22 protein-coding genes and 1 pseudogene are annotated in these 24,405 nt (G+C 36.8%); 10 read left to right on the top strand and 13 right to left on the bottom strand.

All coding sequences use genetic code 11. The annotated features are described in order from the left end of the window. Positions 1-2 precede the first annotated feature (2 nt). The 11 genes from ACFINR_RS06045 to ACFINR_RS05995 form a co-directional block, all read right to left on the bottom strand. Positions 3-218 (bottom strand): antitoxin VbhA family protein, encoded by a 216-nt coding sequence (locus ACFINR_RS06045; RefSeq protein ID WP_375653220.1) that lies wholly within the window; start codon positions 216-218, stop codon positions 3-5. Between the two features lie 65 nt (positions 219-283). Then, complete coding sequence (virB11, locus tag ACFINR_RS06040) at positions 284-1,354, bottom strand: P-type DNA transfer ATPase VirB11 (RefSeq protein WP_375653214.1); 1,071 nt, start codon at positions 1,352-1,354, stop codon at positions 284-286. After that, positions 1,351-2,511 (bottom strand): type IV secretion system protein VirB10, encoded by a 1,161-nt coding sequence (gene virB10, locus ACFINR_RS06035; protein WP_375632458.1) that lies wholly within the window; start codon positions 2,509-2,511, stop codon positions 1,351-1,353. Before virB10 ends, virB11 begins: the two co-directional genes overlap by 4 nt. After that, positions 2,504-3,370: a P-type conjugative transfer protein VirB9 gene (gene virB9, locus ACFINR_RS06030; protein ID WP_375612192.1), complete on the bottom strand. Its 867-nt coding sequence runs from the start codon at positions 3,368-3,370 to the stop codon at positions 2,504-2,506. The genes virB10 and virB9 overlap by 8 nt, the downstream gene beginning before the upstream one ends. After that, entirely contained in the window at positions 3,367-4,071 is a 705-nt protein-coding gene (locus ACFINR_RS06025; protein ID WP_375610599.1) for a virB8 family protein, read from the bottom strand. The genes virB9 and ACFINR_RS06025 overlap by 4 nt, the downstream gene beginning before the upstream one ends. After that, positions 4,025-4,327 (bottom strand): type IV secretion system protein VirB7, encoded by a 303-nt coding sequence (locus ACFINR_RS06020; RefSeq protein WP_375610598.1) that lies wholly within the window; start codon positions 4,325-4,327, stop codon positions 4,025-4,027. Before ACFINR_RS06020 ends, ACFINR_RS06025 begins: the two co-directional genes overlap by 47 nt. Before the next feature lie 210 nt (positions 4,328-4,537). Next, positions 4,538-5,524, bottom strand: coding sequence for a type IV secretion system protein (locus ACFINR_RS06015; protein ID WP_375610597.1), 987 nt, complete (start codon positions 5,522-5,524; stop codon positions 4,538-4,540). Further along, positions 5,511-5,996 (bottom strand): type IV secretion system protein VirB5, encoded by a 486-nt coding sequence (locus ACFINR_RS06010; RefSeq protein ID WP_375653209.1) that lies wholly within the window; start codon positions 5,994-5,996, stop codon positions 5,511-5,513. The genes ACFINR_RS06015 and ACFINR_RS06010 overlap by 14 nt, the downstream gene beginning before the upstream one ends. Further along, a complete protein-coding gene (locus ACFINR_RS06005) occupies positions 5,993-8,347 on the bottom strand; it encodes a VirB4 family type IV secretion/conjugal transfer ATPase (RefSeq protein ID WP_375653204.1) in 2,355 nt (784 codons plus the stop codon). The genes ACFINR_RS06010 and ACFINR_RS06005 overlap by 4 nt, the downstream gene beginning before the upstream one ends. A 22-nt stretch (positions 8,348-8,369) precedes the next feature. Further along, positions 8,370-8,678, bottom strand: coding sequence for a type IV secretion system protein VirB3 (locus ACFINR_RS06000; protein ID WP_212112790.1), 309 nt, complete (start codon positions 8,676-8,678; stop codon positions 8,370-8,372). Next, positions 8,679-9,002, bottom strand: coding sequence for a TrbC/VirB2 family protein (locus tag ACFINR_RS05995; RefSeq protein ID WP_375653309.1), 324 nt, complete (start codon positions 9,000-9,002; stop codon positions 8,679-8,681). 398 nt (positions 9,003-9,400) lie between these two features. Here ACFINR_RS05995 and ACFINR_RS05990 point away from each other — a divergent pair, with 398 nt between their 5' ends. Beyond that, on the top strand, positions 9,401-10,126 hold the full coding sequence (locus ACFINR_RS05990; protein WP_375653200.1) for a thermonuclease family protein: 726 nt from the start codon (positions 9,401-9,403) through the stop codon (positions 10,124-10,126). A gap of 1,149 nt (positions 10,127-11,275) precedes the next feature. Next, a pseudogene (locus ACFINR_RS05985) lies at positions 11,276-11,404 on the top strand (hypothetical protein); the annotation flags it as partial. 1,014 nt (positions 11,405-12,418) lie between these two features. Here ACFINR_RS05985 and ACFINR_RS05980 read toward each other — a convergent pair. After that, the gene (locus tag ACFINR_RS05980; RefSeq protein ID WP_375613566.1) at positions 12,419-12,778 is read right to left on the bottom strand and encodes a helix-turn-helix domain-containing protein; all 360 of its coding nucleotides are present in this window, start codon (positions 12,776-12,778) and stop codon (positions 12,419-12,421) included. Between the two features lie 1,194 nt (positions 12,779-13,972). Here ACFINR_RS05980 and ACFINR_RS05975 point away from each other — a divergent pair. Together ACFINR_RS05975 and ACFINR_RS05970 are read left to right on the top strand one after the other, a co-directional pair. Continuing rightward, on the top strand, positions 13,973-14,818 hold the full coding sequence (locus ACFINR_RS05975; protein ID WP_375612197.1) for a TIGR01459 family HAD-type hydrolase: 846 nt from the start codon (positions 13,973-13,975) through the stop codon (positions 14,816-14,818). Next, positions 14,818-15,819 carry a bifunctional riboflavin kinase/FAD synthetase gene (locus ACFINR_RS05970; protein ID WP_375653193.1) on the top strand — a complete coding sequence of 334 codons (1,002 nt, stop codon included), beginning with the start codon at positions 14,818-14,820 and terminating at the stop codon, positions 15,817-15,819. The genes ACFINR_RS05975 and ACFINR_RS05970 overlap by 1 nt, the downstream gene beginning before the upstream one ends. A 2,111-nt stretch (positions 15,820-17,930) precedes the next feature. Here the strand turns inward: ACFINR_RS05970 and ACFINR_RS05965 are convergent. Beyond that, positions 17,931-18,260 carry a TIGR01244 family sulfur transferase gene (locus ACFINR_RS05965; RefSeq protein ID WP_375613563.1) on the bottom strand — a complete coding sequence of 110 codons (330 nt, stop codon included), beginning with the start codon at positions 18,258-18,260 and terminating at the stop codon, positions 17,931-17,933. A gap of 999 nt (positions 18,261-19,259) precedes the next feature. Here ACFINR_RS05965 and parA point away from each other — a divergent pair. The 6 genes from parA (at position 19,260) to ACFINR_RS05935 (ending at position 23,077) form a co-directional block, all read left to right on the top strand. Then, positions 19,260-19,889 (top strand): ParA family partition ATPase, encoded by a 630-nt coding sequence (parA, locus tag ACFINR_RS05960; protein ID WP_375653186.1) that lies wholly within the window; start codon positions 19,260-19,262, stop codon positions 19,887-19,889. Continuing rightward, complete coding sequence (locus ACFINR_RS05955; protein WP_273790969.1) at positions 19,886-20,116, top strand: plasmid partition protein ParG; 231 nt, start codon at positions 19,886-19,888, stop codon at positions 20,114-20,116. The genes parA and ACFINR_RS05955 overlap by 4 nt, the downstream gene beginning before the upstream one ends. Positions 20,117-21,302: 1,186 nt before the next feature. Further along, positions 21,303-21,569, top strand: a complete 267-nt coding sequence (locus ACFINR_RS05950; RefSeq protein WP_375653181.1) for an EexN family lipoprotein — start codon at positions 21,303-21,305, stop codon at positions 21,567-21,569. 3 nt (positions 21,570-21,572) lie between these two features. Then, positions 21,573-21,785, top strand: coding sequence for an EexN family lipoprotein (locus ACFINR_RS05945; protein WP_375621543.1), 213 nt, complete (start codon positions 21,573-21,575; stop codon positions 21,783-21,785). Between the two features lie 44 nt (positions 21,786-21,829). Continuing rightward, positions 21,830-22,048, top strand: a complete 219-nt coding sequence (locus tag ACFINR_RS05940; protein ID WP_375632444.1) for an EexN family lipoprotein — start codon at positions 21,830-21,832, stop codon at positions 22,046-22,048. An 882-nt stretch (positions 22,049-22,930) separates the two neighbouring features. Next, complete coding sequence (locus ACFINR_RS05935; protein WP_375653175.1) at positions 22,931-23,077, top strand: hypothetical protein; 147 nt, start codon at positions 22,931-22,933, stop codon at positions 23,075-23,077. The last annotated feature ends 1,328 nt before the right edge of the window (positions 23,078-24,405 follow it).

Below are 24,405 nucleotides of genomic sequence, written 5' to 3'. Positions count from 1 at the left end.
CCTTATAATGTCGTGTTGTCCATAAGAGTATTAAATTCCTCGAGTGAAATATTCCCCTTTGCATATTCTTCTAAAATTTTGAGTGTTGTAGGATGAAGCGCTATTCCCTCTATTTCATGGGTGCTGATGGCTGCTTCAACGGCTTCACGGCGTTTTTTCAATTCTTCTTCTGTCATCGATAAAAGATTTTCTCTGTTTTCTGTTTCTTTGGTTTTCATGCATTTTTTCTTTTATTTGCAATCGTTTCTTTAAAAGAGCCTTTGGCAGCCGGTGTGATCTTCCTTTAGTCCCCTCCAAAGATGTTTCGTTGTTTGAAGGGATCGTAATAAATTTCTGTGACTTTAAATTTTCCTTCAATCCGTTTGCATTGGATGATGATATCAATCATTGAAATCAACAGTCCTCGAATATCATCACGCTCTAAATCACCACCGCCTTCACTTTCTTTGACCAAAAGGGTCATCTGCTCAAAGGCTGCAAGGGCTGTTGAGGCATGAACCGTTGTAATGGAGCCTGGATGACCTGAATTGACATTGCGGATATAATAAAAGGCTGTACCATCTCGAAGTTCTTGCAACAGAATACGATCAGGACGCATCCGTAAAGATGATTCAAGCAACTCTTTGGGGCCAACGGAGGCTAAGCCTTGTCCATCTTTTGAATAGAACATTGAGACATGGTTAGGGTGTGGTATCACCAATTCTTGTGTGTCTTCGATGGTGATAATACGCTCTTCTTGAGGGATTTTTGCGATTAATGCTTTTGATAATGTTGTTTTACCCGAACCGGTTTTTCCCGCAATTAAAATATTTTTCTGGCATTCTACAGCTTGATTTAAAAAAGAGACAAAGTCTTTATTACAGTAGGCACTGGCTAATTTATGCTCGATGATTTTGAGTTCGTTAAAACGAGAATGATAGTCATGCAAGGGCGTGAAAGATACCCGTTCACAGAGCGAGAAGAGGCCTTTCTTGGCGAGCTCTTCGAGAGAAAAACTCTGCGATGACGGTTTACGAATTGTCATACTAATCGTGTCTTTTTCGACAGCGGGCGGAATGACAATTTGAATGCGCTCATTGCCTGGTAGCGTTGCAGATAATATTGGGTTTTTGTCCGATATGTTTTGCTTGGAATAGGATGCTACAACTTTCGCAATCCCCATAAGCTCATTAAAAGAGAGCCCCGGTGCTTCTATTGTTTTCCATCCATCAAATCCTTCAGTCATGACTTGATAGGGACGATTGATAACAATTTCAAAGAGTCTATCATCTTTCAAAAAAGCACTGATGGGTTCAAGTTTTGTGAGAACAATCGCAACGGTTTCATCGCTCATGGTATGTAAGTTTGAGTTCATTCTAAAGTTACCGCCGAATTTTTGTAAAAGTTTCTTGAAACAGCTCGATTGATAATCTGTTTTTTGTTTTCGATGACTTTCAATTTATAAACGCTGGAAAAATCTAAATCGCGGGCAACAAAGATATTCACCATTTCCCCTTGGTTTTTGGATAATGTTGGAGGAATATTGGCGTAATTTTCTACGAGAATGTTTGCGATGTTTTGTCCTGAAGAGATTGTTTCAGTTTCTTCTTTTTCCTGTTTTTTTGATAAACGTTTATTGGCATAGTGTGTTGCATCTTTTATTAGTGAGACAAGAAGCGCAGACCCAATCCTCTCGAGCCAATGGTTATCAATATCTCCATCCATACCAGAACGCCCTAAAGCATCCGTTGCCGGTGAAGCTAAAGATATAATGATACCATTGGGGGTTTTTGCTCTATTCCATAGTACAAAGAGACGTGTTTGGCCTTTTTTCAATCCGGCGCGATATTCACCAACAATTTGGGTGCCTTTATCAAGAAGCACAACACGACCATTGTCTGATAAGATATCTCTGGAGATGATACAACTGGCAAAACCTTGTTGATCACTGTTGATGGCTGTTTCTAAAATACAAGGAATAGAAGTTCCCATCGCGATGATGTAGTTTCGATTGCCAAGGGTTGAAGCACGAATACCTTCAAGCACTGTGGGTTTGAGAAGATGATTAAAACGTTGTGTCGTTTCATCAGGTTTGCTTTCAAGTTGGTGAGGCAAAGCACCATTATTTGTTTGTGAATCTATTTTGCCTTGTTGTGTACTTGCATAAGCTAATACAGGAGCACGTTGTGCTGCTTCCAGCAGTGAGTTATCAGAATTTAATTGATTGATGTTTGGTGTTGGTAGCTCGACTTTTGGTAATAGAGCGTTATTTCGTTGAGGCTGTTCAAAGGGGGGAGGGGTAGGCTTTGCAGGACGAAAAAGCTCTGTTTGTTTTATAACTTTTCCTTCTTTTGAAGATTCAATTGGTTGCTTTTTGTCTGTAACAAGTGTTGAATAGGTTAAATAAAGACAGACACTGAAAAGAATAATAAGAGCAATAGCTTTCCCCACATTGTTCTGTTGACTTTTCCCTTGAGCATTTTTTATTGTATCGCGATCATTAATGCTTTTTTCATCCACGGTGTTATTCATGGCTGCTTCCTAGGTTCACTTTACGTTGTACAGATGGTGATGTCGTACCTGTTTCAGGATTAATTCCTTTTGGTACGAACCTTTTGTTAAAGATGCACAATACTTCATTCCCACGTCGTAGCGTGAATTGTGCAGCTGTTGCATGAACAATAACCTTGTTGCCTTTAATCGATTTGGGAATAAGCGCTTCTTGCCCATCAGGCGATACAATGTAAATGGCAGGGATTTCAATGTTGCCTAAAAAGGTAAAGGTTGTTGTTTTCCCATTATCATAGACAGAAGCAGGTTCAATAAGAGATGAGCCTTGAGCTTCATAAGCCCAATTGCGTGGTCCAAAATCTTCATGGATATTTAAAATATCATTGACAAAGTTTTCTTCACGTTGTTTTTCTTTTTCTGCTTCGGCTAATTTCTTACGTAAGGCTTCATCTTCTGGATAACGAAACTTTACCAAGAAATACGTCTCATTGCCGGCTGAAACATCGCCTTCACGGACTTGTAGCTCGAATTGATAAGAGCGTTGTGTTCCATCTTGGCGGCTTGTGACAATTTGTAAATTTGTCACAGGCTGAACTTCACGTGGTTTGAGAAAAACAAAGTGTCCAGCCGGTGCAACTTGCCAAGCAACCGAATTTCCAATTCCTACATAGGTTACTTCTTCATCAACGGCAAATTCTAGTTGAACCGAAGAGCGAATGGAGCCAATGATTTGTACGACGTTGTAGGGGTCATAATTGACAAATCTGATGCGGTTATCTTTACGTGCACTGACAGGCGCTGTTTCCGCAAGTGAGAGAGCTGTGTGAAAGCTGACAGTGATCGTAAAAATTAAAGAGATTGTTTGTAAAAGTCTGATCATTTTATCACCTCTGGATCAGATCTATATTCCGATACTTGAAAACCAAGAGGGTTGATAAGACGATCAGACGTTGAAATGTGTGCGTTCACGTAGGAAAAATTTAAGATTGAAATCCAATGGGAAATATTTTCTTTTTCATTCAAGTCTCTGATCGTTTTATAGTAACGAACTTGGATAAGATCTTTACTTATAAAAGAGATTGATTTGATTGTGATCGTAGCAATCATGTTATGATAAATATTTTGCGGACTTTCTGGATTATTGCCCGCGTACCATTTTGCAAAACGGTTTTGTTCTTTTGGAGAAGATAAAAGAGAGACTAAGCGAAAATTGTTTTCTGCTTCTGATGCTTGAAAACCTTCACGAGCGCGAACATATTGGCTGGCAAAATAACGCGTTATCGCTTCATCATAGTCGTTAGGGGATTCTTTTAGGGCGCTTACAGTATCAATAATGCCTGTTGAGTTATCAACGCGGATAACAAAAGGCTCTACCGTTTTCAAAGGTGTCAAAGCTGCGACAGCTAAAGCCAGCGCAATTGTCATCAATCCAAAAAGCACTGTTAAAGCCATGGAGATTTTCATCCGCACGCGCATGCTATGCATGCGATCAATGTCAAATGAGCGCGCTTCTTTTATATATTCTTCAAGGGCATCACTTTTCACGCATAACCTCCACAGTTTTATCAGATCGTGCTTCATGAATAACCGGCTTTAATAAAGCTGAATTGGCTGTTACTTTTTCACTTTCCAAAGTATTGAGAATGATGGGAGTGGTAACAGGCTTTACACTCTTTTCTGGGTAGACAATGTTTTTATTGTCCCAATTCCACTTATCTTTATTTAAAGCGCGTGTATGTTTGCCATTACAGCGTGGTGGTTTTTTAGGGCCACTCAAAGAGGCACAACCAGTAAGAGCGATTGTTAGGACCATAACAAAAGTTATTTTTCGTTTCATTTTTTGAACTCACAAATATCTTGGAATACAATGCATGAGAGCCTTTGTTCTGAACATTTTTACAAGTTTATGTGATGCAAGGTTTTGATTGGTTTTATTGTTAGACCCAAGATGTTAGATCTTATCTGGAACAGGATCATGGCGTGTGCGCCAAAGGGCGCACACAAGGCAAAAACAAAAATGCTTATTCTTTTAAAGAGGTGCTTTATCTTAAAATCGACCACGACCGCCTCCAGATTTACCTGCTTTTGCTGCCGCCCCTGCCGCACTTCTAACAGCGTTACCGGCAGCTCCTGAGATTTGTGAAGTGGCACTTTTTACTGCATTGCCACTCGCTCTTGCACCATTGGAAAGCATTGTAAAAATCTGTCCTCCTGAAGAGACACCAGCGTTAAAGTATGGTCCGCCAGAGGCCAGCGCTGTTGCAATACCAGGAAGCGCACGGAAGATAATAACTCCTATGATCGAAATGACGATGACAGGGGGAAAAAGAACGTAAATTGATTCATATGAAACTTTGAGAACCTGTAGGATAACTTGACATATAATGGTTCCAAGCATGATTACGAGAACTTGTAAAATGGTAAAATTGATCAAAGTTGTAATCCATGCATCGGAGTATTTTCGCGTTGCATTGAACAAATACAAACTAATGAATAGAGGCCCAAGACCTATAATCATGACGAGTGCAACTTGTGCAAACATTTGCACAATAAAACCACCTATACAAAAAAGAATAACCGCGAGAAGCATGATAGAACCAAGAAGACCCACAATGATCTTTTCAAAAAACCAAGCATTGTATAAGACTTCTTGATAACGCGAACTTGCCTTTAACAAAATATAATCAAAAACATTGGAGCTTGCAGGATTACTGTTAAGCGCATTCCCAATAGCATTGGATAAATCATTGAAGAAAATATCCTTGACATAAGTATTAAATGTATCCGCATTCGTTGCCATTGTTGTAACAACAACGATTTTAACAACATTATTGAGAAGACTATGCATGGAAAGCGCAACGCGACCTGTCATAACATTATAGCCATAAAGAAAGATAAAAATGATTGCGGCGAGATTTAAGGGCGCTGAAATAGCAGAAGACAGCCCACTCACCGTCGTGTCCATCACATTATCAAGGGGTTTTAAAATATACCCAGAAACGCTTTCAAAGGGAGAAAAACTAAAGTCTGACATTTGTACTCGTACTTTCAAGTTTTTCTTTTAATTGTTTTTCTTTTTCTTTTAATTGTGCCTCAAGATATTTATGCTTTTGTTGCTCTTTTTCTTCACGCAATTCGTCTTTTGTTTTCGTATCTTTTGCTTGAATCATATCAAGAGACTGAAGTTTTAAAGAATTCACTTGAAGACCGGCTTGAAGAAGAGAAAGTTTTATTTGAAGCTCTTGTCGAAGGGCTTGCAATTCTTCAGGCTTAGTGTCTTTTTTTGATTGAATATTTTCAAGTTGATGATTTATTTCTTTGATTTTATTTGCAGTTTCAGTTGCTGTTTTATAAATAGTTTCAGCTGTTTCTGATTTTGCAGTATTTAATTTTTGTGTGTTCTCGAGTGCTTGTTTATAATATTCATCTACATCGGGTGTTGTTTGTGATATTGCATGAGAAATAAAAGAAAAAGATAACAGTGTAATTAAGCCATATTTTTTCATTGATTTTTTCTCCTTTGATAAAATATGGGCAGCCATTTGTCAGGGTCAGCTCCATATTCGTTGATAATTTCATTCATGAGTTCAATGTTTTTTGTTGTGCCGCTTAAAACGGCGATCTCATCATTCATTCCACGTAAGTTAAGTTCTGCAACGACGGAACTTTGTCCTTGTTTGATGAGAAAACGACGGGATTCTCTGCTTAACTCTGACTGTATCAGTTCAAATTCACGCTCAGTAAGTTTGAAAGCTTCGACATAATCATTGTAATTTGCTTTTTGATTTGGAAAAAATATTTGGGTGGGGCATTGCTCAATGATTGTGTGCGCGATTGTTGAGTTCAAAGCATCTTTAGGGCTTTGTGTTGCAAAGAGCATCATGCCATTTTGTTTACGAATTGTTTTTAGCCGATCTTGCGCAAAAGCTTTAAATGAATCATCTTCTAAAGCTTTCCAGAATTCATCAACGACGATAATGATGCGCCGCCCATCAATCAGATCAAGAATGCGGTGAAAGAGATACATCATTAAGGGGCGCCGAATTTCTTCATTATCTAAGAAATCGGTCATGTCATAGCCAATGAACTGCGCATTTAAATTGAGATCATCTTGGTCATTATCAAAAACCCATCCTAAATCATTGCCTCTAATCCAGCGTTGCAGCCGTATGGCAATTCCTTCTTTGGATGTGTTGTCAAAAAACAGTTGAAGGGCACCAAGAGAGCGCTGGGTTGGGGGTAAGTTTTCCAAGGAATCAATGGCTTTGGCGATATCTTGTCGCTCTTCTTCTGTTACGATTTGCCCTTCAGCGGTCACCAGCTTTAAGATCCAATTACGAAGAAAGATTTTATTTTTTTCGGTGTATTCCATGCCCTTTAAGGGAGCAATACCCGTGGGCTGCCCATTTTTTAAAGGTTTGTATTTCCCTCCTCCAGCCCGTACAAAAATCTCTGCTCCTTGATCTTTATCAAAAAAAACCATTGTTGGATTGTGTTTTTGTAATTGTGCAAGAAGAAAATTAACAATCACTGTTTTACCAGATCCTGATGGACCACAAACAAATGTGTTTCCAAGATCGCCATAATGAAAATTAAAATAGTAAGGTGAACCAGCCTGTGTTTTTAGCAATGCGACAGCAGCTCCCCAAACATTATCGTTCAGTTTGCCAACAGGGAAAGAATGGAAGGGCGATAAAGCGGCAAAATTTCTGCTGGTAATGGCGCCTGAACGCGCACGATAGCTAAAGTTTCCAGGAAGCTGTGCCCACCATGCTGCTTCCAATCCTAAATCTTCTCTGGCAATCACGGCTCCTCCATTGGTTAAATGGGAACGTGCTTTTGATAAGTTTTCAGACAATATTTTAGGATGATCAGCAAAAACAGCTAAAGAAATGTGGTGTTCTCCCAAAACAAAACGGTTTGATTCTAAATCATCTAGCGCTTCATCCAGTGCATCGATTTGTGAGCTAGCACGGTCAGCTGCATTGATCATTTGATTTTGTTTGCGGCTCATAATCGCACTGGCGGCTGCCTTACTTTTAAAGACAAAGGATTGTGTTAAGATGAATTCAAATGGCACCGTAAGCAGACCATCAGTCATACCTGGGCGTGTTTTAGAAGGATACTCTTTCCATCCAAACATGCCCACAAAGCGTTCATTGCTTTCATGGCGAATTTCGATAATTTCTTTCCCAAAAATAACACGATCCGAGTAAATTGTTGAAGCAATAGTTCCAAATGTGAGAGGAATACGCTCACGTCTTCCCCCTACTAGCTGGTGGAGAAATTCACTTTGTTCGGCAAATAAAAGTCCTTCATGTTCATAGATGGATAGCAGACGGACTTCATACTCTTCCAAACCTTGCATAAGATCTTGACTTAACTCTTCGAGTTTACGAATAGCTTCCTCGTCGGGCTCAGATTGTGTTTTCTTGGCTTTGCTCAAGCGCTGAAAAAATGAAACCAGCTTTTCTGTTTTATCCGCGGCCGGATTCCAAAGCAGTGAAATAAATAGATCATTTCTATACAGTTCTTGCGAAACCATTTTCTTTTTATATTTTTCATCTAATGTTGTTGCAAAAGATGAAAGAAAATGACCCTCTGGGTATATCGTTTCACGGCGGCGGATGATGTGAGAATATAAAGCAAGCCGCTCATCTGCGATATTTTTTAAAAGGGTGTTTAATTGGTTGTGTAAAGAATTTAATTGATCAATATCCGCAGTGTCGAAATTTATACCTTCAACAGCCATCACAACCATTAAACAGCGTGAATTTAAAGCAACGACATGTTGGTTGATGTAGCGTATATAGGGAATATATTCTTCAGGCAAAGTTTCCCGTTTCATTATTGACATCTGTTTCACCAGTTTCGTTCCTTCAGCTTAGTTCCTTATACGTGCGGATAAGGCGTAAAGGGGAGGTAGAACCTCCTCCCCATCTGTTGAGGTTTTTTTGTTTTCCTCGGGTATTGAGCCATGCAAATAATACGCGAAATTGATTGTGATCGTACTTTGTCACTTCTCGCAAAATAAAGTGCATCCCAATACCAAGACCAAACATGGTAAAATCACTGGTCAAAATGAAAAGAATGGATGTCGCCATGACATTGAGCGCCATCGCTTCCATTGTAACACCAGCAAACATGGCCGGGCGCGTACAGGCAAGGAAAAGAGTATCTTCATTCATTTATGTTGTGCCCGCTAATTTAGTGACGAGAGCAGGGGCACCAAAAACAATAGCAATCCCCAGAACACAGTAAGCTGCTTTGCGTAAATCAATAAAGCCGTACATCCAGCCAATCCCCACAGCAGCAACACATATAATTGCAATGAGCCTTGCCGTTGGACCCGTCATCATTGTGACAATGTTGCCTAAAACACCATCAAGATTTCCCAGACCACCTCCACCAGTAGTAGAAGAAGCAGCATAAGAAAGATCAGATACAAAAACTGCCGTAAAAAGCAGCATGGTCACGATAAAAATGATGTTTTGGAATCTATTATCTGTCATTTTACCTCTCTTTAACAAATAATATTTGTTCATATGTCGACCTTCCATTGCCTCTAACAAACTGGAGAGTGCTGTCATTTGATGACAGTTTAATTCTTCTCGTTTGTTTGTTTTAAAAGCCTTGATCGTGGATCTGTTCACTCTCAAGCTCTTCTTCGTAAAGAGACAGAAGTCTTTTCAAATTGAGATTGTGTTATATGAAAATGGCAATTTTAAGTTGTGTATATTGGTAAAAATAACAATATTAAAATAATGAAAGAAAGAATATCATTCTTTACAAAATGTAGTTAATCTGCAACACTTATATTTGGATTTTTTCTTTAAAAACAAGGGGATTGCTGATCAATAATCTGACATGATAGGAAAAAAACGATTTTTTTGAGCGAGCGTGTTAAGAGATGCTATTTAAATTGATTGTTATTATTTACATTATGGGGGCTACGGTGTGGGGATTAAGCCAATATAAAGATAAAATGGATTTCAGCATTCTTAAAACATTTGAGATGCAAGATATCCAAGGTATTGTCGATCTCTATCGAGAAGAAAAAAAGTTAGGTAAATCTATCACCAAACAGCAATTAGAAAAAAATGAAACAGCTCTCGATGTGCAGAAGAGTGTTTCATTAAATGATGTTGCAAATAATGCTGTTGTTTTTCATGGTAAGGCTTCTGTTACAAGTGGGGTTACATTTAAATTACTGACGCCTGCTGCACAATCTTGGCGCTCACATATCTCCCGTGATATTCATCTTTATGGTGTGGATACATGTGCACCCCGTCAAAAAGCAAGATTAAATGATCAAGAATGGCCCTGTGGTGCGGTTACAACGGCTTGGCTTGTCACCAAAACACTTGGGCAGGATTTATCCTGTAAACAGGCTTTGATGCACAATGGTGTTTATTATGCGCAATGTTTTGTTCAAGGGGTTGATTTAGCTGAGGAAGGTCTTAAAGAAGGTATGTTGGTACTCTCAAAAGAGGAGAAAAATCCTATTCCAGCCCAGTATCATCATGCGGAAGAAAAAGCACGTGGCAATAAGATTGGTCTTTGGTCGAGTGATTTCACTGAACCTTTAAAATGGCGGCGAGATAATGGATCCTATAACCCCTTTGCTAGTCTATGATTGGTTTTAACGAACATATTTACTTAAATTTTTATAGAGAAAACTTTATCAATAAAATTGTACCAAATCGTAGAGCAAATTTGAATAAACGGTGAGATTATTTTCGTTTAGGAAGTAAATGGATGGTACTTCCCTTTTCAAGGGAGGGTTGCTTTCAAAATCGCTTCTCTATTTTTACTTATGTGTTTTATAAAAGCAGGAAAATGTCATTGTTGGTGGCAAAGCATTTTTGAGTATTTGTGTTTGAAGGAGAAAGTGAGGCGATAAAAAACGCTCAAGAAACGGATTTCTAGAGCGGTGTTGATAAAAGTAAAAAATAAACAGACCCCAAAATGGTGTAACGTTTGATATAACGGATAAAATCTTTCACAATGCCTTAAAAGAATTCATAGCAAAAGTTTTTTCATCAGAATTTTTGTCTTCAGGATTGGATCACGTTTTTTACTTCTTTAAAAGTGATCAATCTGTTGCATTCCTTGAAAAGCTTTCATAATTATCTGCTTTTAAATTCAGACTTCCAAATGATGGATGGATTTCAAATAGACTCTACACGAAGAAATCTTCGTAAAATGATTTGCATTGCTGATTGTTTTCTATATATCACAAAACGTTTCTATTTAGTCCTCGATGGAGGAACAATAATCAACATACAAATAGGTAAAAAGAGCTCATACTTTTTTGTTATGGCTGCATAGTCCATTGATCGTGAGACTTAAGTATTATAATGCTCATAGGCTTTCTATAGGGTTAGGGGCGATGCCTATTGCAATGTAACTATTTGAAATCAGTTGGACAAAAGCATTAATGCGTCTTCTGATTTCATCATTTGTATTCAGTTTGGGCTCTTTCCCTTCTCATTGTATTTTATGACAAACTCATACGATGGCTATTGTGAGCTCTTCTTGCGTTATTTTACTCAGAGTATTCACTTTGAAAGCAAGCAAGTGATAGTGAGGCTGTATTCTCATACAGTGTGAAAATTCAACCCTCATTTGGGGGGATGATATTAACAGATAAGGTATTTAAAGAGGAGTAAAATGAAAAAAATTATTTATTATGCATGACTCTATTATTCGTCGTGGGGTGTGAAAAACCTATAGCGTAGAAGATTTAAAAAAAGATGCAAAATTAAGAGAAGAATGGGGAACGAAGTGTTCTCTTTCAGGACAAGCTGTTAAGGAATCTAAAAACTGTCAAAATGTTTTACAAGCAGATACTGAAATGTTTTTCTCGCCAAAGCTTGATGTTACAGACCGTGGTCATGCATCTCAACAGTAAAGTGTGATATAAAAATTCTAAAATAAAGAAGTTACGGCTCAACGAATGCTCGCTTCTTCAATTGTTATAGCGGAATTTTTTTATCATTTTTTATCTTTCAGATGAGCTCCCCAAATCATATTCGCAATCCTATTGTTTGTTTCATCTTTGTTAGATTGAGGATTATGATCATGAGAAAACAGGATAGCATTGTCTTATAGAAACATCTCTTAAGGTATCCAAGCCTATTTTGCGACGCTGTTCGTAAAGGGGTATAAGGGTAAATCCATTGAGCCCCCCATCTTTACGCTTCATAACGGAATAAGCCGGCACCATCATTATATTTGCCAGCCCCCAATGTTGCGACAGATCTTGCATTAAGACGGTTCGTTTGAGGCATTTTTAATTCTTACTTAATAGTTTTTATCCATACGCCTCTTCCCACTTGTAACCTGCAAGAGATATAGTTTTGGTTGATTCAACATGGAACAAGTCTGAAATGAAAGAATCTTACGATATTCTGGATTCTCATTCAACATGTAAAACAATAAATTTTCTTTATAAATCAATGTTTTGCCTTATGATAGAGTTGGTGTAGCATTGAGATTTTAGAGGGAAAATATGCCTTTAAGACTTTATAACAGATACTAAGTCTTTAATAGCAGGTATATTAAATGTACATCATTTAAAATAAATAGAGCGTCCATAGCGAAAAGGGGGCCACTCTTTAAATACAGATAAATACTTATTCTGTTGTGCTGTAAAACGCTATTGTTTGCGGGTGTGGTGATATAAGACATAAAACTTTATACATGGGGTGTTTTGATAAGAGAGTGTGATGAATATTCAAGGGAGGGCTTGTTTATATAATTTTGTGAAAGGAACCATATGAAATGGGAAGCTGAGAAGGAGCTATTTTTGAAAAGGCGGATCGTTTATCAACCGGTTTGAGGAGGGGGGGGCATCCTTTTGGGGTGTGGGGAGAAAGACAAGAATAGGGTGTGTAGCACTTTATAGCTATGCTTTTAAAGCGTTTTAATTTTGATCACAAATTAAGTTTAAAATCGCTTTCTGCTTGACAGATGTGAGGACTCTAAAACTTTTTAAAAGCAAATATTCCTCTTTGCTCGAGGCGATTTCATCATAATGGTACGGGGTGTTGTCTTTTTTGATGATATCAGTGTAAAAAAAGGCAAGTGGAACATTCAAAATATCGGAAATTTCCTTTAAACGTCCTGCGCTCACGCGATTTAAGCCTTTTTCATACTTTTGGATTTGTTGAAAAGTGACACCTAAATGATGCCCTAATGTTTTTTGAGACATTTTTAGCACTTTTCGCCTAAAGCGAATTTTTTTGCCTACAAAAAGATCAATATTAAGATTTTGAGCTTGCATTTCCCCCCTCCAGGTGCGAGCGCCCTCGCATTGGTATTCCGGGAGCTTGAAAACACTGAACCCTAGTCAGCATTTTGCTTTTAGTGCTTGGAGCACCTGGACATAGCAAAATCTCCCGGAATTCCGGGATACCCACATAGTGGGTTTATTTTTACGCTAGGGTTTCGGGTTTTCAAGACCCCTTTTGATCGTTGCGTATGCGATCAAAACATTTTTCGATTCATAAAGTAATTTTAGGAGATTGGCAATAAAAATAGTTTTTCTTGAGACGGATAGATTTTTTTAAATAGGAGGTTGTTTGCCTTTCAAAGTTTTAAGGTTTGCTTACTCAACTCATGACATCAGATATGCATTTTACGAAGGTAAAGCTTGGTTTTTAAGCTCAAGTCACCGCTTACGGTGCTGTCCTTAACCAATAATCAAAATGACTTGTTTTGATGCGTCTGAGATATCATGATGATAGGGGAAAGCTTTTATGAGTAAAGAGCCCTCATGCAAAATAAACTCAAAACATTATAGATCTTATTGTTGTATATTCACATGTTTGTTTTAGAAGATATTTCTCAATGTTAGCGCCTATTTTACAATGGTGCTTCGTAAAGTATATAGCGTAAAAGCCTCTATGAATGGGATAAAAGCTATATTGCTATCTTTACTGAAAAAAAGATGCTCGGACGGCACATACTCTCTGCCAGTTCAAAATATTACGACAGTTTTTGCCTTTGAAAGGGAGCCTAAGAGCTATTTTTTCTTTCTTCACGTGTTTTTATCTGTACGCTCTCTGCTTATAATATGTAAGCGAATAGGTTTTGATTGATTCAATATAAACAAATTTGAAATGAGAAAATATATTGGGCTTTCTCATGATGCATGTTTTTAAGAGGGGGATACGTTTATTTTCTCAGTGAAGAATTTGAGTATTTTAGATAAAAAACTCTATCAACGTCGTTGTTGTTAGAATTAAAATTTTTATGAGAAAAATAGCATTGGGGAATGATAAGCTTTTGCTATCAAGCATTTTAGAATTTTGCACAACTTAATGATAACTTAGTTATTTTATCATTTCTTATGATCTCTATAGACGATAAAAAGTTGGGATATGGTTTGAGAAAGCAGATGACACAAGTATTATCTTTCGGTAAGTAGTTTTGAAGTAAAAGACAGCTTTAAATGACAAATAGAGATAGGTGCTCCATGAATGAACTTACCCATATTGAGACTATTATAGCGCATTATGATGCTGTTTTTTGTGATGTGTGGGGTGTTGTGCATAACGGTGTACATGCATTTGAACCAGCGTTGAAGGCGTTGTATAAAATCCGACAAATGGGAAAAACTGTCATTTTATTAACTAATTCTCCTCGGCTACGGGAAGATGTTGCTGCTCAATTACAAAGCATGAATGTTCATAGCGACTATTATGATGCCATTATCACTTCAGGGGATGTAACGCGCGATCTCATTCAGACTGCTCCACGTAAAGTTTTTTTCATTGGTTCACAACGTGATTTGGTGCTGTTTGAAGGGTTAGAGTGTGAATTTGTTGAAGAATGGGAGGCTTCTGTTGTCGTCTGTAGCGGTTTTCTTGAAGATTTTGACGAAGAACCCTCTGCTTATGAGGAGATGTTTCGTCGCATGCGGTCGCGGAATTTACCTTTTATTTGTGCGAACCCAGATGTGATTGTCCATTATGGAAATAAAGAATTTTGGTGCGCTGGTGCATTGGCTCGTCTTTATCAACAATTAGGGGGGGAAGTGCGCATTGCTGGAAAACCTCACGCGCCTATTTATGAATGTGCCTTTGAAAAACTTCAAAAAATACGGGGAACAGTAGAAAAAAGTCAAGTTTTAGCTATTGGTGATGGTCTTTTAACGGATATTAAGGGGGCGGCTCACTTTGGTCTTGATGCCCTTTATATTATGGGGGGGATTCATCATTATGATTATACGCAAAAGGGTGTGGTTGATAAGCAAGCTTTGCATTCTTTTCTTGAACATCATGGTTATAAACCACAAGCAATCATGTGGGCACTTCAGTAATGACTAATTTTTTGCGTCTTCAGGGAATTCATATGTTTCCCTCGGCTTGGCGGGGAGCAGTGTTGGCACTTGGAAATTTTGATGGTGTTCATTGTGGGCATCAGGTGGTGTTGCAAAAAGCACTTGATTTCGCGCGTATAAAAAAGAAACCATCTGTTGTTTTAACGTTTGAACCCCATCCAAGAAGTTTTTTTCAACATTCAGCTCCTGTCTATCGTTTGACAGAGGCAGCTGAAAAAGCTGAAATTTTTAAAACCCTTGGTTTTGACGGCGTGATTGAACAGCCCTTTGATGCACAGTTTGCCGCTCTTTCAGCGGACGAATTTATTAAGTCGTTTTTAAAGGAAGTTTTTGATGTTTCAGTTGTGGTGACAGGCGAAAATTTTCAATTTGGTCATCAGAAAAGTGGAAATGTACATCTTCTTTGCCAAAGGGGAGAGAAATATGGATTTGAGGTTGTGCAAGTTCCTTGCGTTGCTCGTCCTCAAGAGTCACAATCTTTGATCATTTCCTCGAGTTTTATTCGGCAACTTCTCTCACAAGGGGAAGTGGACAAAGCAGCCCATTTGTTAGGGTATCACTATCGGATACGCTCCAATATTATTCAAGGTGAAAAACTTGGACGTCTTTTGGGATTTCCTACCGCTAATCAAATGTTGCCTCCCCAAGTTCGTTTGGCTCATGGTGTTTATGCGGTACGTTTGCGTCGTGCGAACGGTGTTTTGTATGATGGTGTTGCAAGCTTTGGTTGTCGTCCAACGGTTGTTAAGGATGGGGCGCCCCTTTTGGAAACCTATTTGTTTGACTTTAACGACGACCTTTATGGGGAAAGCTGTATCGTTTCTTTTTTCCAGTTTTTGCGAGGACAAGAAAAATTTGATGGGCTTGAACCTTTGATTGCGCAAATGCATCGTGATGAAAAAAAAGCAAAAGAAATTTTAAAGACAGTACAACCATTATCAACGTTGGATAGGCTGCTTACTTTTAAAAATATGTCCTAAACTGATCTGAAAAAGAGAGAAGAGCTGTAAAAATAGCACTTAAAGTGATTATAATCACAAAGATATATTCCAAAACATCGTGGAATATATGTTTTTTCCGTTGTTGAGAGGGAGAATCGAATATCTGAAGATCTGATTTTGGCATCATTTTTTTCAAAGTTAACTTTATGGTTTTTGTTGTCATTCAAAACTTTACTGCTTGTTTCTTTCTGATCCGTTAAAACTCGTCATAAAAGATGCAGTAAAGAATAAGCAACCAGCCTATTTAGCAATAATAGACGTGAAGAAGGAGAAAGGCTGTTTTTAAAATTTCTTGCGATTTTAAGCTTATAGTTTGATAAAATTTAATTGATGACTTTTTTTATTTTAAAAGATTATTGTTTCTTTTTTCTAATTTGGCTTATTATGTCATTTATGCCGTATCATCGTTTATGATGAGAGTTGGTTCGTGTAACCTTACGCATGTGATATTTTGTATTATGTAATGAATATTTTTACAAAAGTTTTGTTTGTCGAGTCTTGTGAAGAAGATTAGTGGTCAGCAGCAGTTTTCGTGCTAACCAATCACGTAAACGAGAATGAAGCTGCTGGAAAATGCTTTAAGTTTCGTTTCTCTTGTATATTGTGATGGGGAATGCATATTAAGGAGACTGCGATTGATTGTAGATAAAAGAAATCATTGCGAGAAAGCAGGTGTATTGTTTCAAAATTTCTAATGCTTTTGATGGATAAAGGCACAATTTTGTTGTCGTAACACGTCAATCTTTCAGATTTTCAAGTTAAAAACTATCCATATATTTCCTTTGTCTTTCACAAATGTAACGCCTATAATGCAAAGGAAAGACAGTCTTGTAAGGATATGAAAACACAAAGCCAATAATGTTTTGTTGTTTTTTGATAGAAATATTGGATAAAAGTTAGAACATCTTTCCAATCTATGTTCGGTCTATTCATGACTTTATGGTGTTGTTTTTCTCATAAAACTTTTTGTTTAGCGATTCTCAACGCGAGCAGTATGTTTGAGATAAGGATTAAGGCGCTTTAGTGCTCTCTCTACTGTTACAGCTTTTGTATACCAGATGGGGAGAGTCTATTGCTATATTCATTTGGATAATCTCTGAAATCAATCTACAGCCTTATTGGGGAAAAATATGAAGTTATCAAGGGGAAAATCAGTCCAGATGACAGTCTTTTTTACATTCGGGTTTGCCACTTTCAAAAGGGTCCAGAGCAATATCTCTTAAATCATGAAAATAACAGCTTCAGGCTTTTGTTGTTCTTTGAATAGGATATCACGTCCCACAGGTAAAATAAAATGCTGGAATATCCTTGTTTTGCTAATTTATGCACTTCTTTTAAAGAAATATCTCTCAACGCTTCTCATATTCATTTTCATGATGGCTCTCATGAATGGTATCATACAAGTTTCGTTGAGCGCTATCATCTTTATGCCTAATAAAAGAGCAATCCGACACCATCCGTTATATTGACAAGCCTTTAGTGTTGTACAGTCTAGGCTATTTGAGAGCGCTTATGAGAGTTTTTTCTTAACTCGTTTTATTTCACACGAACACTTCCTGCTTGTGACATGCAAGAAACACGCTTTTGATTGCTTCAATATAAATAGGCTTGAGAGAATCTTACGGTATTAGGATTTATCATTCAACGTGCAAAATAATTAATTGTTATAAATCAATATGTTGTAGTTAACCATAGATTATGGCTTACGGCTTTTTTTATAAAATACTCTGCATGCCTTTTATTCGGAATATAGGGTTTTCTTAGTGGTTTTACTGTCGTTTTAGGTGTCTGTGGCGTACGAATGAGTTCGTATTGGTAAAGGAAGAGAAAAAGAAGGTGGAGCAGTGATAAAAGGTGAGGTGAAAATAATTTTCTTCGATCATCATATGAATTTTCACGCATTTTTATGGCTTCGGGTGTGTATGCTTGTTGTATATTGAGGAGCAAAGCTTGCTTGTAGAGTTTTATGAAGTGGCAAGCCAAGGGAAAGGCGCAAGACAAAGATTATTGACAGATTGTTTTTTACAAATCGATGCGTATTTAAGAATCTTCGTCTTTTAAGGTGCGGAGGAAATGTGCGAACCCTCTGTTTAAAGACGCGCTAAACGATAAAGATGCAGCGAGCGTGATCCGTGATGACAATAGGCAAGAAGAGGCAGAGAGGCTGTTTTTAAAATTGTTTGCATGGCTTCAACAGCTGACTTTTCTATAGTTGGAGGAGAAATGGGAATGTGATAGGCTTTTATGCCATATTCATTTGCGACCGTTTTAATGCTAGAAAAGTCAGGTTGATGGAGCTCTTCGTGATCGGGGCGGTTACAGATAATTGTTTTAAAACCAGCTTGTGCCAATGTTTTGATATTTTCTATGCTAATTTGGGCGCTGATAAAAATATCAGGTTCAATTTGTTGTAAATTCATTTTTGTTTATTCCCAATTGCACGATCTTCACGATACCCTCTGGTCTGGTATATAGAAAGAACATAATGAAGGTAAGTTTTTCAGTGGCATCTTAACAAAAATATTCTTTTTGTCGAGAAAATCTATTTGGGAAAAATGAGCTGTAAGATGCAAAATATCTCACTCCGCAACATGTTCGTTATGCGATCTTATGAAAGACGGATGTTTGGTCTTTATGGATAATCTATAGTGTTTACTCAGCATAGACATTTCATTGTGTTGTTTGTTTACGCGTTTGCTAGAGGTACCCTTATTTCTCTTAAGCCCATTTTACTCTGTCGAGCGTCAAAGAGTATAAAATTCATGGATCACCACCCTTTTTATGCTTATGAAGAAGGAAGTCGGTACCATTGTTATATTTGCCAACCTCCAATATTGTAATAGTTCTTGGTACTTGAGATTCTGCATAAGAAGCATTTTAAATCCTTTCTTGTACAGTTTTTACCCACACGCCAGCCCTGATTGTACGTACAAGAGATATGATTTTGATTAATTTAATATAAGAGGCATGAAATGAGAGAATCTTCCTGATTTCGGCTCTCTCATTCAACGTGCAAAACAATGAATTCTCCTTATAGTTTGTTGTATATTCAGAGTGGAGCTTGTTTGTAGAGTTGCATTAAGTGGATTGCATGAAGGGAGAATCCCAAAAGGCCAGTGCAAAATAAGAAGCTGGATCATTTACAGCGCATTGTTTACAGATCGACATGGATTTAAGAATCTTCGTTTTAGGGTGGGGGGGGGGAAGAAGAGCATGCCTCTTTTAAATTTATTTTGTTATTTTCAAGAATATCATCTTCATAATGTTTTGCTCATGTTAAAGAATATTATAAAAAATTGCGGGCTATTATTATTTATCCTGAAAATGGGAGAAATGATTATTTTGCACGTATTGGATGCTTGTTTCTTTTATTACTTTCAGTATAATCGTAAAAACGATAATACTGAAAGGCGTAATGGATGATCATTGGACTTTTGAATCAAAAGGGAGGTGTCGGAAAAACGACGTTGAGTGTTAATCTTGCTGCCAGTTTTGCACGTACTGGTACACGGGTATTGCTTATTGATGTTGACCCACAGGGAAGCGCATTGGATTGGGCTGCTGCGCGTGAAGATGCACCTTTGTTTTCGGTTATTGGTTTACCGCGTGCAACGGTTCACAAAGAGATTACACAGATTGGTCATGGTTATGATCATATTATTATCGATGGTCCTCCGCGTGTAACTGATCTTGCTCGTAGTGCTCTTATGGCTTCGGATTTGGTGCTTATCCCTGTTTTGCCTAGTCCCTATGATATTTGGGCAGCGGATGGAATTGTAAAGCTGATTGACGAAGCACGTGTTTATAAAGAAAATCTCAAATCTGCTTTTGTTATTAATCGTAAAATCGTCAATACAGCGATAGGGCGTGATGTGAACGAAGCTCTTGGCATATACCCCGTACATGTTCTTTCTTCTAGCGTTGCGCAGCGTGTGATTTTTGCAGAAGCAGCAGCACAGGGGAAGGCGGTTTATGAAGTTGATAAGCAAGGACCAGCAGCAGCAGAGATTGAAGCGGTTGCAGCGGAAATCAAGGAGTTAGCACGATGAATAAAAAAATTAAAATCGGCACAAAACCAACGAATAAATCAATCCCTTTAACAGCGGATGCATGGGTAGGAAGCCACAAAGGGAGCATGAGTGGAGGTATGAAGCGCCTCACGATTGATATACCAGAAAGTTTGCATCGGTTGATTAAGGTCAGTTGTGCAAGTCGTGGAACTAAAATAGCTGATGAGGTCCGCGAATTGCTTTCACAAAAATACGGAAAAGTGTAAAAAATGATACGATAATTTCGTTGCTTTGAATGCTTTTTCTAGAGATGATATTGATTGTTTTTATACGAAGTTAATAATAAAAGCGCTCTTCCTTTTTCACGATGGTTGCTTCATTCAAGTTTTTTTTCATAAGGTTCTGTATTATCTCATGAAAGAGCTATGAGTTTGCGAAAAATTCTCCGTTTCAAACTTTTCCCTATAAATGTGATAATCATCATACTACTTGTGACCTTATCCGCTAGATGAATAGATAAGTTTCTTCTTCCATAAAAATTATCTTGATAATGATTTAAAACATCAGGTTATTTTTTTGTTTATTTTACTTAATACATGCGTAAATAATGTAATTAAGAGTAGCGTTGATTATTTTTTTCTGTTATGCAGCAATCCGTTTTATTAAATTATATTCATGTTTATAAAGGGGGGGGATAAAAATAAGTAAAATTTACTGATATTGACGCGCTATAATTTTTCCTAATAAACAAAAGAAGTCATTGAGTATATTATAGAAAATATTTCTTACATTTATATGATTTTATAGTCTTAAATAGTTAATGCCAGTTGTAATGGTACGCAAGGCAATAGGCTTTTTTCTTCAATTGGAATGTATAAGATCGCTTTTTTAGCATTTCTATTGGCTTTTAAAAAGTACAGGGGGACTTAAAGCTTTCTTTCTTTTCCGGTGGTTTAGAAATGATAAGAGCGCAATTAGTTGATTAAAAGCTGTATTCTTTCGTTTGCAGAGAATTTGCAATGGATATAGGCATGACGAATTTTGGGTAAGATATCGTGCTGCTTCTCGTTACCAAAAGGTTCTTGAAGGAAAAGAAATGATTAAAAAGCTTTTTGAGAATGTCAAGATATCAGAATTTTTGCTGAAGTTTTAACACTTCAAATACAAAGAGCTGCCGTGCAGATAATGTTACAAATGCAAGTCTGATAAATGAAAGGCAGTTTTCATGATTTAACATGTTTGCGTTGGAAGTGTACGTATTTGCAAAGGAAAGTAGACGCAAGGTCACAATATAGGAGGGGATGTGAACCCAAAGATATTGTTAATAAAATATTCGCGTACAGAAGTGGATTTTAAAATTTTTGAAAATGCACAATGAACCGAATGTACAATTTTAATCGGGTGCTAAATTGTGTCCTAAACTTTGTAAATTTGAAAAAGGGGAATTTATTGATGAATAAAGCCATTATTACAGCATTGCTGGTTTGTACTGGACTTGTCGTTTCTGGTTGTGAAAAAACTTATAGCGTAGCGGAATTTAAGAAAGATCCCAAATTACTCAATCAGTGGTTAGAGAAATGTTTTATTGCAGGAAGTTTTGATTCAAAAAATTGTAAAAACGCAGAACAAGCTGAATTAGAAACTCGTAAAAAATGGGGAATTTTTGGCTCTGGAAAGGACGACCAAGAAAAAACTGAAGATAAAAAGGAAGGGAATTAAATTATGAATAAAGTCATTATTACAGCATTGCTGCTTTGTACTGGACTTGCCGTTACTGGTTGTGAAAAAACTTATAGTGTAAAAGAATTTAAAACAAATGAAAAATTATACGAGGAATGGGCAAAGAAATGTGAGAACGATGATTCACCGCTCAAATCCTCTCAAAATTGTAAAAACCTTCGACAAGCATATGTAGAACTTTTTTTAAGGCCCTAAATTGTGTCCTAAACTTTGTAAATTTGAAAAAGGGGAATTTATTGATGAATAAAGCCATTATTACAGCATTGCTGGTTTGTACTGGACTTGTCGTTTCTGGTTGTGAAAAAACTTATAGCGTAGCGGAATTTAAGAAAGATAAAACATTACTCGAAGAGTGGGCAAAAAAATGTGAAAAGCTGGATCAATCTTCTATGGAGAAATCTAAAAATTGCCAACATGCCAGACAAGCATATATGGAACTTATGTTTGGCATTCATTAAAAACATACAGTTCAATAAATAAGGAATTTTTAAGTTCTTGATTCTATTACATTTTTAGGCTCTCTCTAACTTTTAGAGAGTCTTTTTATGGCTTCAAGAATTAGTCGTTTACGATCAGTACTCTTTGTGTAAACGGATGCTATACTGTCATTTGTTCAGCCCAAAAGTGCTTTCAATTGTAGATAGTATTGCCTCCCAATGAGTTGTTATGTGTTACTGCTAATTTTTTTATGTTTTGGTTACATGTATTTAAAATATGAGATTAATCTATCTTTGGGGTGTTTTTTTTTGCGTTTATCACAAATAAATGTTTCATCACACTAAGATCGTCTTTAAGTGTTGCGGCTAATTTCGGAAAAATTAGGAGGAAACATTTGTTTGGAAATTACGTTCTCTGTTTTAATAAAGAGAAAAACATTCTGAATAGAATTATTATCGTTTCATACTCAAATGTTTTTCTCAAACTATTTTTAAAAAATTTCTTTTGATTTGAGAATATTATAACATTCGTTAAGTTGTGAGACAGTTTTGCTAGGATGGTTTTGCCGGATGTATGAGGAATTGAGCGTCCTCCACACCTTTTCATTTTTCCCCTTCTCTTTTCTGAGTTTGCAAGGTTTTCCCTTGTTATGTTTTATCTTAATTGTGTCGTAATATTATCATGTTGAGCGGTGGAGCTCATATAAAACTTTACGTATGAGGTGTTTTTTGTTCTCGAGTGTGTGATGAATGTTTTTTGAATAACACTTTGATTTATAAAAATAATTTAATTATTTTATACTGAATAAAGATCTCGAATATAGTAAGATTCTCTTATTCCAAATCTGTTCTAGGTTGAATCAATTAAAACCATCTGCTTGCACGTTACAAGCATGGAGAGCCGTGTGGATAAAAACTGTTGAAGAAAGAAGTAAAAATGCCTCTTATGAACGATCTCAAGTGCTAAAGATTGTTGCAACATTTGGGGCTGGAAAAGTGTGTGATGCTGCTGGTTTATTTTCTCATAAGGGTAAAGATGGTGTTCAATAGATTTATTATAAGCTTCATGAAATATTATCCTTTAGAATTGTGATATGCCCTGAAGGGGAAATTTACTCAATAAAGAGACAAATTATTTACAGATCATATCTGATAGAAAATTTCGTTTTTTAAGGTGGGAGTGAAGTTAAGATTCAAGATAGCGTGAAAAGACGGACACTGATGGTTAAAAATGCATACAAAAAGCAGAGTTTATACTCAAATAGTTGCAAGCGATGTTTGAAATTGGGTGTGTGGTTTATCTGTAGAATTAAAATTCTGCTTTGCTCTTATGTGAAATTAAGATGCTCATTTGCACAGATTATAAAAAGCCAAAAGAGTATGCTTAGTATATTTCTATTACGAGAACTAAAATAACAACAAAAGCATTGATGGTGATAATCAAGGTTGAATAAAGCATAGCGGCTTTTACGAGATCAGCCATAAAAACCTCTTTCTGTTCTTTTTGAGGTGATTTTATGAATAACAATATGTTACAATCTGTAATATATGCTGATACAACATATTCGGCAAGCTTAAAATCGTTCCTTTTTTTATAAAAGCTTAAGGAGTTGGAGTATTGTGAATCCTAAAAAAGAAAGCTTTAAAAGGACTATTGATTGATTTTGTAAGTTTTGTGTTGCTGGAAACTTTTTTATCCTGTTATGCTATAAAGCACTGTCATTTATAACGGTAATATAAGACATATAAGTTTTCTTGGAACGTTTAAGTATTTTTTAGTGTACGATGAATATTCGTAGGTTTATTTGTTGAGTCTTTCGTTTAAGTGAATCAGATGAGGGGAAAGTCAGGAGAAGATCGTTTGACAAAAATTCGGACTGCGTACAGAGCCGATTGAGTTAAGATCTTAGTCCTTTAAGGTGAGCGGCGGAAGATAAAAATGTTTTCTGATCGTTTATCTCATAGCAAGATTGGTTAATGCTGCTCTAATGGGGCATGTTTTGCACAAAAGTAAAGAACGCTCCAAAAGAAATATACTTATGTTGTATATTAGTATATTTGTATTGCATATTTATGTACTTGTTTTAAAGAAATATCTCTTAACGCACACGAAAGACATTTTACGATGACATTCGTAAATGGTATAACGGTAAATGTGAATAGTATAACAGTAAAGCTCTCGTGAAATAATATAAACTTTGAATAATATAAAAATCTATAAAATGCTATCATCTTTATACTTATGAAAGAGCAAGTCACAATCATCGTACGTTTGCTTCCAATGTTTATTATAGTTCTTGGCATTTGCTAAGGTTCATAAGAAGTCTTTTTCTTTCAGCGTATTTTATCAACACATCAGGGCGTTGTTTGTGATGTGC

The organism is Bartonella sp. AP19HLJMH, from assembly GCF_042196245.1.
GTDB lineage: Bacteria > Pseudomonadota > Alphaproteobacteria > Rhizobiales > Rhizobiaceae > Bartonella.
Note: the sequence above shows the minus strand (reverse complement) of the source record. Positions and strands in the feature narration are given on the sequence as shown.

Excerpts from the sequence above, each read along its gene's own strand:
- ACFINR_RS06045 (WP_375653220.1), bottom strand. The coding sequence starts at position 218 with ATGAAAACCAAAGAAACAGAAAACAGAGAAAATCTTTTATCGATGACA.
- virB11 (WP_375653214.1), bottom strand. The coding sequence starts at position 1,354 with ATGAACTCAAACTTACATACCATGAGCGATGAAACCGTTGCGATTGTT.
- virB10 (WP_375632458.1), bottom strand. The coding sequence starts at position 2,511 with ATGAATAACACCGTGGATGAAAAAAGCATTAATGATCGCGATACAATA.
- virB9 (WP_375612192.1), bottom strand. The coding sequence starts at position 3,370 with ATGATCAGACTTTTACAAACAATCTCTTTAATTTTTACGATCACTGTC.
- ACFINR_RS06025 (WP_375610599.1), bottom strand. The coding sequence starts at position 4,071 with ATGAAGCACGATCTGATAAAACTGTGGAGGTTATGCGTGAAAAGTGAT.
- ACFINR_RS06020 (WP_375610598.1), bottom strand. The coding sequence starts at position 4,327 with ATGAAACGAAAAATAACTTTTGTTATGGTCCTAACAATCGCTCTTACT.
- ACFINR_RS06015 (WP_375610597.1), bottom strand. The coding sequence starts at position 5,524 with ATGTCAGACTTTAGTTTTTCTCCCTTTGAAAGCGTTTCTGGGTATATT.
- ACFINR_RS06010 (WP_375653209.1), bottom strand. The coding sequence starts at position 5,996 with ATGAAAAAATATGGCTTAATTACACTGTTATCTTTTTCTTTTATTTCT.
- ACFINR_RS06005 (WP_375653204.1), bottom strand. The coding sequence starts at position 8,347 with ATGTCAATAATGAAACGGGAAACTTTGCCTGAAGAATATATTCCCTAT.
- ACFINR_RS06000 (WP_212112790.1), bottom strand. The coding sequence starts at position 8,678 with ATGAATGAAGATACTCTTTTCCTTGCCTGTACGCGCCCGGCCATGTTT.
- ACFINR_RS05995 (WP_375653309.1), bottom strand. The coding sequence starts at position 9,002 with ATGACAGATAATAGATTCCAAAACATCATTTTTATCGTGACCATGCTG.
- ACFINR_RS05990 (WP_375653200.1), top strand. The coding sequence starts at position 9,401 with ATGCTATTTAAATTGATTGTTATTATTTACATTATGGGGGCTACGGTG.
- ACFINR_RS05980 (WP_375613566.1), bottom strand. The coding sequence starts at position 12,778 with ATGCAAGCTCAAAATCTTAATATTGATCTTTTTGTAGGCAAAAAAATT.
- ACFINR_RS05975 (WP_375612197.1), top strand. The coding sequence starts at position 13,973 with ATGAATGAACTTACCCATATTGAGACTATTATAGCGCATTATGATGCT.
- ACFINR_RS05970 (WP_375653193.1), top strand. The coding sequence starts at position 14,818 with ATGACTAATTTTTTGCGTCTTCAGGGAATTCATATGTTTCCCTCGGCT.
- ACFINR_RS05965 (WP_375613563.1), bottom strand. The coding sequence starts at position 18,260 with ATGAATTTACAACAAATTGAACCTGATATTTTTATCAGCGCCCAAATT.
- parA (WP_375653186.1), top strand. The coding sequence starts at position 19,260 with ATGATCATTGGACTTTTGAATCAAAAGGGAGGTGTCGGAAAAACGACG.
- ACFINR_RS05955 (WP_273790969.1), top strand. The coding sequence starts at position 19,886 with ATGAATAAAAAAATTAAAATCGGCACAAAACCAACGAATAAATCAATC.
- ACFINR_RS05950 (WP_375653181.1), top strand. The coding sequence starts at position 21,303 with ATGAATAAAGCCATTATTACAGCATTGCTGGTTTGTACTGGACTTGTC.
- ACFINR_RS05945 (WP_375621543.1), top strand. The coding sequence starts at position 21,573 with ATGAATAAAGTCATTATTACAGCATTGCTGCTTTGTACTGGACTTGCC.
- ACFINR_RS05940 (WP_375632444.1), top strand. The coding sequence starts at position 21,830 with ATGAATAAAGCCATTATTACAGCATTGCTGGTTTGTACTGGACTTGTC.